This window comes from Desulfococcus sp., from assembly GCF_041737845.1.
In the GTDB taxonomy this organism is placed as follows: domain Bacteria; phylum Desulfobacterota; class Desulfobacteria; order Desulfobacterales; family Desulfococcaceae; genus Desulfococcus.
The window spans coordinates 15,643-26,051 of record NZ_JBGSQX010000174.1 but is presented as its reverse complement, the minus strand read 5'-3'; the positions used below and the strand labels follow the sequence as shown (position 1 = coordinate 26,051).

Annotated in this window: 9 protein-coding genes and 1 pseudogene; 7 read left to right on the top strand and 3 right to left on the bottom strand. The window is 58.8% G+C overall.

Annotated features, from left to right (window positions below; genetic code table 11):
* Positions 1 to 4: 4 nt before the first annotated feature.
* The 7 genes and pseudogenes from ACEW8N_RS21330 (at position 5) to ACEW8N_RS21300 (ending at position 6,784) form a co-directional block, all read left to right on the top strand.
* Complete coding sequence (locus ACEW8N_RS21330; protein WP_373501893.1) at positions 5 to 190, top strand: hypothetical protein; 186 nt, start codon at positions 5 to 7, stop codon at positions 188 to 190.
* A gap of 14 nt (positions 191 to 204) precedes the next feature.
* Positions 205 to 891, top strand: coding sequence for a metal-dependent hydrolase (locus ACEW8N_RS21325; RefSeq protein ID WP_373501892.1), 687 nt, complete (start codon positions 205 to 207; stop codon positions 889 to 891).
* Between the two features lie 127 nt (positions 892 to 1,018).
* Complete coding sequence (locus ACEW8N_RS21320) at positions 1,019 to 1,228, top strand: helix-turn-helix domain-containing protein (RefSeq protein ID WP_373501891.1); 210 nt, start codon at positions 1,019 to 1,021, stop codon at positions 1,226 to 1,228.
* Positions 1,228 to 3,611: pseudogene (hsdR, locus tag ACEW8N_RS21315) on the top strand (EcoAI/FtnUII family type I restriction enzme subunit R). Before ACEW8N_RS21320 ends, hsdR begins: the two are co-directional and overlap by 1 nt.
* Positions 3,612 to 3,707: 96 nt before the next feature.
* Positions 3,708 to 3,995, top strand: coding sequence for a GIY-YIG nuclease family protein (locus ACEW8N_RS21310; RefSeq protein WP_373501890.1), 288 nt, complete (start codon positions 3,708 to 3,710; stop codon positions 3,993 to 3,995).
* A 177-nt stretch (positions 3,996 to 4,172) separates the two neighbouring features.
* Positions 4,173 to 5,639: an N-6 DNA methylase gene (locus tag ACEW8N_RS21305; protein ID WP_373501889.1), complete on the top strand. Its 1,467-nt coding sequence runs from the start codon at positions 4,173 to 4,175 to the stop codon at positions 5,637 to 5,639.
* The gene (locus ACEW8N_RS21300; protein ID WP_373501888.1) at positions 5,636 to 6,784 is read left to right on the top strand and encodes a YhcG family protein; all 1,149 of its coding nucleotides are present in this window, start codon (positions 5,636 to 5,638) and stop codon (positions 6,782 to 6,784) included. Before ACEW8N_RS21305 ends, ACEW8N_RS21300 begins: the two co-directional genes overlap by 4 nt.
* Before the next feature lie 294 nt (positions 6,785 to 7,078).
* Here the strand turns inward: ACEW8N_RS21300 and ACEW8N_RS21295 are convergent, their stop codons facing one another.
* Genes ACEW8N_RS21295 through pyrB form a run of 3 tightly spaced genes read right to left on the bottom strand, consistent with a single transcriptional unit; the run spans position 7,079 to position 10,371 of the window.
* A complete protein-coding gene (locus ACEW8N_RS21295) occupies positions 7,079 to 8,020 on the bottom strand; it encodes a carbamate kinase (RefSeq protein WP_373501887.1) in 942 nt (313 codons plus the stop codon).
* 48 nt (positions 8,021 to 8,068) lie between these two features.
* The gene (locus tag ACEW8N_RS21290; RefSeq protein WP_373501886.1) at positions 8,069 to 9,385 is read right to left on the bottom strand and encodes a cyclic 2,3-diphosphoglycerate synthase; all 1,317 of its coding nucleotides are present in this window, start codon (positions 9,383 to 9,385) and stop codon (positions 8,069 to 8,071) included.
* Between the two features lie 44 nt (positions 9,386 to 9,429).
* Positions 9,430 to 10,371 (bottom strand): aspartate carbamoyltransferase, encoded by a 942-nt coding sequence (pyrB, locus tag ACEW8N_RS21285; protein WP_373501885.1) that lies wholly within the window; start codon positions 10,369 to 10,371, stop codon positions 9,430 to 9,432.
* Positions 10,372 to 10,409 lie beyond the last annotated feature (38 nt).

Sequence of the window (10,409 nt, the reverse complement as noted above, 5' to 3'; positions counted from 1 at the left end):
TGGTATGGCATCCTCTGTCGATGAACAAATATTGAGAGCAGCCAAGGAAATCGTCGTGAAATTCATCGAGACCGGCCGGGTATCGCCGACCTCGTTTTCCGAGGCCTTCAAATCGGTCTATAAAACGGTGTTCGAAGCAGTGCACGGCCCGGGTGACCCACCGGGGGATGCTCCGGAGAAAACGGAATAGGGGCGTCGCCTGCGGTGGCCGATTTCAAAACCCATATCACCGCGGCATGCGCCGCCTCCGGCATTGCGGCGACCTGCCTTCTGGCTGCGGGGGCCGCACGGCCGGACCAGGTATTGCTCTACTTCATTCTGGGGAGCGTCGGAGGGGTCCTTCCGGACATCGACGCCGACAACTCCACCGCCCTCAAGATCACCTTCGACGTCCTCTCCTTTGTCATCGCCTTTGTCGTGATGTTCGGGCAGCGCTGGGGGCATTCGGTCATCGAGCTGGTTCTCATCTGGCTTGCGGTCTTCCTCGCCGTCAAGTATCTCCTCTTTTCATTCTTCATCCGGATGACCGTACACCGCGGCATCATTCATTCCATCCCGGCCGGGATCACCTTCGGCCTGATGGCCGTGATCCTCCTGGACCAGGTGCGGGGCATCTCCGCCGGAACTGCCTGGATGGGCGGCTTTTTTCTCTTCATGGGGTTTTTCATCCATCTGCTCCTGGATGAACTCCACAGCGTCAGTTTTTCCGGCATGGGCCTCAAGGGCTCCTTCGGCACGGCCCTGAAGCTCCTCTCCCTCAAAGATATGAAATCCACCCTGGTCATTTACGCGGCCATGATCGCGCTCTTGTTCCTGGCCCCGCCCCCCGGCGGATTCCTCCGGATCCTCCTCAGCAAATCGACCTATACCGGGATCCGCCTGCTGCCGTAGGGCTGTTTGAAATCGACCTGTTGAACCGGAACCGGGATAAGATCAGGGGCCTGTGTGCAGATTGGGCAAATTGCGTTCATTCGCTACCAGGGAAGCGGCAGCGTACCGAGATTTGAGGCAAACCGTTATGGCAGGGGCACCGGAAAATTTTGCAAAAATGGTCAAAGAAGTTCGCCTGCAACTGGGGCTCAGTCAGGAAGAACCGGCCCATGAGCCGGGCGTGAGCTTCGCCACGATCAATGGTTGGGAAACCGCCAAGACGGTTCCCTTCAAGCTCGCCCGGGCGCAATTTGAAGCCTTCTGTGAGCGGATAAAAGCGCAGGGGAAGTTGCTCTGATGATCAAGAAAAAACTTTCCGAGCGCGATATCTGCACAAAGTACATAACGCCCGCCCTGGAGAAGGCGGGTTGGGATATCTCAACCCAGGTCATGGAGGAATTTCCACTCACCAAGGGACGTATCATCGTGCGTGGCAAGCTGCATGCCCGCGCCAGGCACAAACGCGCCGATTACGTTTTGTTCTACAAACCGAACATCCCCATCGCCATTATCAAAGCAAAGGACAACAACCACACTGTTGGCGATGGCCTGCAACAGGCGCTGGGCTATGCCGAAATGCTGCAAGTCCCGTTCGTGTTCAGCTCCAACGGTGACGGCTTCCTGTTTCATAACAAGGTCGCCTCGGACGGCATCATCGAGCAGGAGCTTGCACTCAACGAATTCCCCTCGGCACAAACGCTGTGGCAATGGTGGGCGGCACACCGTGGTCTGAACGACCGGCAAAATGCGCTTGTTACCCAGGATTACTACAGCGACGGCAGCGATAAGAGTCCGCGCTATTACCAATTTCTGGCCATCAACAAGACCATCGAGGCGATCGCTCGCGGCCAGAACCGCATCTTGCTGGTCATGGCCACCGGCACGGGCAAGACCTTCACCGCCTTTCAGATCATCTGGCGGCTTTGGAAGGCCAAGGCGAAGAAGCGCATCTTGTTTCTTGCCGACCGTAACATCCTGGTCGACCAGACCATGACCAACGACTTCAAGCCGTTCGGCTCGGCCATGACCAAGATCCAGAAGCGCCAGGCCAACAAATCCTACGAGATCTACCTCTCGCTCTATCAGGCGGTGACCGGTACCGAAGAAGAGAGAAACATCTACAAGCAGTTCAGCCCCGATTTTTTCGATCTCATCGTCATCGACGAGTGCCACCGGGGCAGCGCCGCCATCGACTCGGCCTGGCGTGAGATTCTCGAATACTTTTCTTCAGCCACCCAGATCGGCCTGACCGCTACGCCCAAGGAGACCAAAGAGGTTTCCAACATCGGCTATTTCGGCGATCCCATCTACACCTACTCCCTCAGGCAGGGGATCGACGACGGGTTTTTAGCGCCCTACAAGGTGGTGCGCATCGATCTCGACCGGGATTTGACCGGTTGGCGGCCCGACAAGGGCATGATCGACAAACACGGCTTTGAAATCGAGGATCGCATTTACAACCAGAAGGATTTTGACAAGACCCTGGTCCTTGAGCAGCGCACCCAGCTGGTGGCCAAAAAGATCACCGAGTTCCTTAGGCAGACCAACCGCTTCGACAAGGCAATTGTCTTCTGTGAAAACATCGACCATGCCGAGCGTATGCGCCAGTCCTTGGTCAATGAAAACGCCGACCTGGTGGCGCAAAACAGCAAATACGTCATGCGCATCACCGGCGATAACGAGGAAGGCAAGGCCGAGCTCGACAACTTCATTTTTCCAGAGAGTAAATACCCGGTCATTGCCACCACCTCCAAGTTGATGACCACCGGCGTGGATGCGCAGACCTGCAAACTGATCGTGCTCGACCAGCGCATTCAGTCCATGACCGAGTTCAAGCAGCTCATCGGGCGTGGCACCCGCATCAACGAAGACTACGGCAAGTATTACTTCACCATCATCGATTTCAAAAAGGCCACCGAGCTGTTTGCCGACCCTGATTTCGACGGTGATCCGGTGCAGATCTACGAACCCAGGGGGGATGAATCACCTGTGCCGCCGGACGTCTCAGACGAAGCCGAAAGTTGCGGTAGCGTCACCTACCCGGAACCCGGAGAAGACCAGGAGTGGACCGGCGTCGCCGAACCCGGCCCGGAAGAGGAAGGCGGCGGCGTTCGCCGTTACGTAGTGGCCAATGTCGAGGTCAAGGTGGCCGCCGAGCGCGTCCAGTATTTCGATGCCAACGGCAAACTGATCACCGAATCCCTCAAGGATTACACCCGCAAGGCCCTGGCCAGGGAATACGCCTCCCTCGACGATTTTCTCCGCAGCTGGAACCGCACCGACAAGAAGCAGGCCATCATCGACGAACTCTCCGAACAAAGGGTGTTCTTCGATGCCCTTGCCGATGAGATCGGGCGGCAATCCGGTAAAGAATTCGACCCCTTCGATCTGGTCTGCCATGTCGCTTGGGATGTGCCGCCCCTCACCCCAAGGAGCGGGCAGAGCAGGTGAAAAAGCGTAACTACTTCACCCAATACGGAGAGCAGGCCCGCCGGGTGCTGGAAGCCCTGCTCGACAAGTACGCCGATGAAGGTGTGGCCCATATCGAAGAGACGCAGATCCTCACCATTGCCCCCTTTACCGAATTCGGGACGCCGATGGAAATCATCCGCGGCTTTGGTGGACTGGATCAGTATCAGCAGGCTGTGTATGAGTTGGAGAAAGCGCTGTATGCCGGGTAATGGAGTGGTCTCACGTGAAGAAACGAAGAGATGTAGAGGAGGCGCTTTACCTCCCAGACCGTCATTCCCGCGCAGGCGGGAATTCAGGAGGGTGAAGTGAAGCAACCCTGCGTCTACATCCTCGCAAGCCAGAGAAATGGCACTCTGTACACCGGGGTAACCAGTGACCTGATCAAACGGGTGTGGGAACACAAAAACGATCTGATAGAAGGCTTCACAAAAAAATATGGCATACACCGCCTGCTGTACTTCGAACAGCATGAAGACATGAATTCCGCGATTACCCGCGAAAAGCAGATCAAGAAATGGAACCGTGCCTGGAAATTGCGACTGATTGAAGAGCAGAACCCTGATTGGAACGATTTGTACGAAACCTTGATTTGAATTTTCTGGATTCCCGCCCCCCCTCTACACGAGGGCAGGCATGCGGGAATGACAGAAAGTAGTAAACGGGAATAACAAATTTTGCGTCGTCCCCACGTAGGCGGGGACCCAGGATATAACCACTGGATTCCCGCCTACGCGGGAAGGACAAGATAGAAGAACTGGAGATCAACAACCATGTCCCTGACCACCCTCATCAAAGCCATCCAGGATATCATGCGCAAGGATGTCGGCGTCGATGGCGACGCTCAGCGCATCAGCCAGATGGTCTGGCTGCTTTTCCTGAAGATCTTCGACGACAAGGAACAGGAGTGGCAGCTTACCGTATCCGGCTACAAATCGCCGCTGCCCAGCCGCTTCCGCTGGTCCAACTGGGCCAAAAACCCCGAAGGGATGACCGGCGAAGAGCTGATCGACTTCGTCAACAAGGACCTCTTCCCGGCGCTCAAGAAACTGGCCACGGCCGCCGGTGTCTCGCCGCAAGGCAAGGTGGTTGGCTCGGTGTTCGAGGACGCCTATAACTACATGAAGTCCGGCACTCTGTTGCGTCAGGTGATCAACACCATCGAGGCGGATGTGGACTTCAACAAATCCGGCGACCGCCATCTGTTCAACGACATCTACGAAAAGATCCTTGCCGACCTGCAATCGGCCGGCAACGCCGGTGAATACTACACCCCCCGCGCCGTCACCCGGTTCATGGTCGATATGCTCGACCCCCGGCTCGGCCAGACCCTCATCGACCCGGCCTGCGGCACCGGCGGCTTTCTCACCTGCGCCATCGAGCACCTGAAGCAGCAGGTCAAGACCGCCGACGACCGCAAACTGGTGCAGGAGAGTATCCACGGCGTGGAAAAAAAACCGCTGCCCTACATGCTGGCCATGACCAACATGATGCTCCACGGCATCGACGTTCCGACCAACATCAGGCACGACAACACCCTGAGTCGTCCCCTCAAGGACTACGGCCCCCGCGACCGGGTGGATCTGATTATCACCAATCCGCCTTTCGGCGGCATGGAAGAGGACGGCATCGAGAACAACTTTCCGCGCAAGTATCAGACCCGCGAGACTGCCGACCTCTTCATGGCACTCATCATGCACCGGCTCAAGCACGACACAGGCAAGGCCGCCGTGGTGCTGCCCGATGGCTTCCTGTTCGGCGAAGGCGTCAAGACCAACCTCAAACGCGAACTGCTCGAAGAGTTCAACCTCCACACCATCGTCCGCCTGCCCAAGGGTGTCTTTGCCCCCTACACCAGCATCGCCACCAATATGCTCTTCTTCGAAAAGGGCGGCCCGACCAGGGATGTCTGGTTCTTCGCGCACCCCTATCCGGACGGCTACAAGTCCTACTCCCGCTCCAAGCCCCTGACCATCGCCGAGTTCGACCTCGAAAAAGGGTGGTGGGGCGGAGCCGAGCGCAAAGGCCGCAAGATTACCGAGCAGGCCTGGAAGGTCTCGGCCAAGGAGCTGGCCGAGCGCAACTACAACCTGGACTGCAAGAACCCGCACGAGGTGGAGGTCAACCACCGCAACCCCGAGGAGCTGATGGCCGAGTACCAGCAGATCGTCCACCAGCTCGAAGCGGCGCAGCGGGTGCTCAAGGCCGAGCTGATGGCCTGTCTGGGGGGGAAGGCATGAGCGATGCCCATTTGACAGCGGTGGAATATCGCGACTGGCTGAAGGATATCAAGCAGCGGTTGCGGCAGGCGCAGGTGAAGGCGGCGGTGCAGGTGAATACCGCCCTGCTGACCTTCTATTGGGATCTGGGCGCGGACATTGTGGAGCGCCAGAAGTCGGCCCAATGGGGCAGCGGGTTCCTGAAGCAGTTGAGCGCCGACCTGATGGCGGAATTTCCGGACATGAAGGGGTTTTCATATCGCAATATCAGATCGATTCGCCAATGGTATCTCTTTTACGCTGAGGGTGTTGCTGATTTGGCCACAAGCTGTGGCCAAATTGCGCAACAGGTTGCTTCGCAATTGCCAGCTTCGGAAGAACCGATAAAAGTGGAGCAACTATCTCTGCAATTAAAATGGCCACAAGCTGTGGCCAAATTGGTTCAAATCCCTTGGGGACACAACCGGGAGATTATCTCCAAATGCAAAAATGTCACCGAGGCACTTTTCTATGTGAACAAAACCATCGAACACAATTGGAGCCGTAATGTCTTGATCCACCAGATTGAGAGCGGTCTGTATGAGCGCGAGGGAAAGGCCGTCACCAATTTTGCGGAGACGCTCCCCGCCCCGCAGTCGGACCTGGCGCAACAGTTGATTAAAGATCCGTATAACTTCGACTTCCTGACAATGACGGCGGATTACAACGAACGGGATCTGGAAAAGGCACTGACCGACCATATCACCAAATTCCTTTTAGAGCTGGGTGCCGGTTTCGCCTATGTCGGACGCCAAAAAGAGTTGCAGGTGGGTGAGCGGGATTTCTTCCTCGACCTGCTGTTTTATCACACGAAACTTCATTGCTATGTCGTCATTGAACTCAAGACCGGCGAGTTTGAGCCGGAGTATGCCGGTAAACTCAATTTTTATCTGAAGGCGGTGGATGAGCAGTTGCGCGGGGATCGGGATGAGCCGACGATTGGGATTTTGCTGTGCAAAACACGGGATCGCGTCGTGGTGGAGTATGCGCTGAGCGATATTCACAAACCCATGGGTGTTTCGCAATACCAGCTCACCCGCGCGCTGCCGGATAATCTGAAATCGAGTCTGCCGTCGATAGAGGAGCTTGAAGCAGAATTCGGCAACCCGGAGGGCGGCGATGAATAACGGGCAGGTCTCACACGAAGGCACGAAGACACGAAGGAAAGAAATGGCCTCACGCGAAGGCGCGAAGACGCGAAGGGATATAAATATTCGTCATACCCGCGCAGGGTATCCAGACTCACAACGGAAATTTATCCAACAGCTTGTTGGACAATTGACCAAGCAATTCCAGACAGCACCGTTTTTCCCTCAATTTGTGCAAGCGGCGCTTGCACAAACCATCGACGCCATAAAAATGCAGCAGCATCCCCGGCTTCAGCGAATAAGTACCGACCAAGCAGCCATTGGCTCTCAACCTCACCCCGCAAACTGTGTCCCCACCGAGAGGTCGTCCACCGCAGGTTCGATCTTTTCGACGGAGGTGATGACGGCCCGCCGCCCGCCCGCCCGGATAAATTCCACGGCGGCGGTCATCTTGGGGCCCATGGACCCCTCCGGGAAGTGGCCCGCCGCCATATGGGCCGAGGCTTCCGCCGCCGTCAGGCGGTTCAGGAGCCTGGCTTTTTCCGTCCCGAAATGGATCATGGCGCCGTCGACGTCCGTGGCAATCATGAAGATGTCGGCCCCCACCTCGCAGGCCAGCCGGACGCTGGCCAGGTCCTTGTCGATGACCGCGTCCACGCCGCTGAAGGCCCGGCCCTCCCGGATGACGGGGATGCCGCCGCCCCCGCAGCAGATGACGATGAAGTCCATGTCGATGAGCCGCTGGATCTCTCGCCGCTCGACGATGGTCACCGGGTTGGGAGAGGCCACGACGCGGCGGTATCCTTTGGCCGTTTCCATGACGGGGTAGGGGAGGGTGCGGGCTTTTTCCCTGGGGAATGCCGGGCCGATGGGCTTGGTGGGGTTTCGGAAGGCCGGGTCGTCCCGGTCCACCACGACGTAGGTGAGCAGGCTGACCAGGGGGCGCCAGTCGATGCCCAGGGCCATGAGCTCGGTGTCGAGGGTTGATTCGATCATATAGCCGATCTGCCCCTCGGTCTGGGCGACCAGGATCTCCAGCGGCAGTTTGGGCACCGTTTCACAGCACTCCTGCTGCAGGAGGAGGTTGCCGACCTGCGGTCCGTTGCCGTGGGTGATGATGATGCGGTACCGGGTGGAGAGGCGCGCGATCTGGCGGACGGGGACCCGCAGGTTATCGAACTGCTCTGAAATGGTCCCCTCCTGTCCCTTTTTGATCAGGGCGTTGCCCCCCAGGGCGATCAGCAGGATGGGTTTTTCGTTTCGCTTGTCCGCCATCATGGCTCCTTTAATATGGCACCGCTGATTAAGCCCCGCCGCGGGATGTCAAGCCGGCAGCCGCGCCCGCAGCACCTCGGCCAGGGTCGGCCGGCTGTTGTCCTGATATTCGTAGCGGATTCGCTGAATGGGATGCCTTACCGTGATGATCCGTGCCAGGTCGATGGGGGTGGCCGACAGAACGAGGTCGCACGGGGTGCGGTTGATGGTGGCTTCCAGGTCCCTGACCTGGGCCGCGCTGTACCCCATGGCCGGCAGGAGGGTGCCGATCCCGGGGTAGTCTTCGAAGGTCTTCACGAGGGAGCCTTCGAGGAACGGCCGGGGGTCGACCATTCCTTTCGCGCCGAAGCGCCGGGCGGCGATGACGCCGGCGCCGAAGCTCATCTCCCCGTGGGTCAGGGTGGGGCCGTCCTCCACCACCAGGACCTGTTTGCCCCGGATGGCGTCCGGATCTTCGGGGATGACCGCCGAATCGGCCAAAATGATCGCAGCGGACGGATTGTGCCGCTCGATGGTCCGCCGCACCTGTTCGACCTTTTCGGGCTCGGCGCTGTCCACCTTGTTGATGATGGCGATGTCGGCCATGAGCATGTTGGTTTCGCCGGGGTGGTACAGGGTCTCGTGGCCGGCCCGGTGGGGATCGAAGACCACGATGTGGACGTCGGGTTTGTAGAACGGGGTGTCGTTGTTGCCCCCGTCCCAGACGATGACGTCGGCCTCGGTCTCGGCCTGCCTCAGGATTTTTTCGTAGTCAATCCCCGCATAGATCACGACGCCCATGTCGACCACCGGCTCGTACTCCTCCCGCTCTTCGATGGTGCAGCGGTGGCGGTCCAAATCCGCGTGGGACGCGAAGCGCTGGACCGCCTGCTCGGCCAGGTCGCCGTAGGGCATGGGGTGGCGCACCGACACCGCCCGCTTGCCCATCTCCCGCAGGATGCGGAGGACCTGCCTGCTGGTCTGGGACTTGCCGCACCCGGTCCGGACGGCGCAGACCGAGACGATCGGGCGGGTGGACTGGAGCATGGTGTAGGGTGCACCGATGATGATGAAATCCGCGCCGGCGGCGGTGACGATGGAGGCCTTGTGCATGACCTCGGTGTGGGGGACGTCGCTGTAGGAGAAGGCCACGAGGTCTGCGCCGTGCCGCCGGATCAGATCGGCAAGCTCCCGGTCCGGATAGATGGGGATCCCCTCGGGGTAAAGGGTTCCCGACAGCGCCGCAGGATAGCATCGGCCGTCGATGTTGGGAATCTGGGTGGCGGTGAAGCCGACGACCTGGTAGCGGTGGTTGTCTCTGAAGTAGACGTTGAAGTTGTGAAAGTCACGCCCCGCGGCGCCCATGATGATGACTTTTTCCACCATTTTCCGTATCCTTTCGGGCGTTTTTCGTGATCCGGAGGGCTTTTTCAATCCGCGGTCAAAAGCAGATGGAGGAGGGCCATGCGGATGTAGAGGCCGTTTTGGGCCTGCTTGAAATAGTGGGCCCGGGGATCGTCGTCCACCTCCTGGGAGATCTCGTTCAGCCGCGGGAGGGGGTGCATGATGATCGCGTCGGGTTTCATCCGGAGCACCTTGCCTATGGTGAGGATATACTTCCCGGCGGCTGCGTCATAGTCTTCCGGGACAATGAAGCGCTCGCGCTGGATCCGAGTCATGTAGACGCAGTCGACAAGGGGCAGCACGGTGTCGAGGTCGGTCTCCTCCTCCCAGGAAACCCCGGCCTTGTCCAGATAATTCTTGATATCCGATTCCATCCGGCAGACGGACGGCGATACGAAGATGATCTGGATGCCCGAGTATTTGGTCAGGAGATAGGAGAGGGACCGGACGGTGCGGCCGTACTTCAGGTCGCCCACCATGGCGACCTTGAGGTTGTTGATCTCATGGAAGTGGGACTGGATGGTATAGAGGTCGAGCAGGGCCTGGGTCGGGTGCTGGCCCGCGCCGTCGCCGGCGTTGATGACCGGGGCTGTCGAGACCTGGGCCGCCTTTTCGGCGCTGCCGGCCTCATGGTGACGCATGACGATGATGTCGGCGTATCCGTTGATGATCCGGGTCGAGTCGTAGAGGCTCTCCCCCTTGGCGGCGCTGGAGAACTCCCGGGCGTTTTCCGTGGTGATGATGCTGCCGCCCAGCCGCAGCATGGCGGCCTCGAAGGAGAACCGCGTCCGGGTCGAGGGCTCGTAGAAGAGGGATGCCATGATCTTGTTGGCCAAAGCCCGGCCGAAGCGCCTGCCGCCCTCGGACATGTCCCGCCTCATGTCGTCCGCCACCTCAAATACCGTGTCCAGCAGGCCGCGATCGAACTGCTGGGCTTCATACACATGCTTCAATGGAAACCTGGCCATGCACTCTCCTGTGTGATTCCTGTCCAAGGGGTGGATAT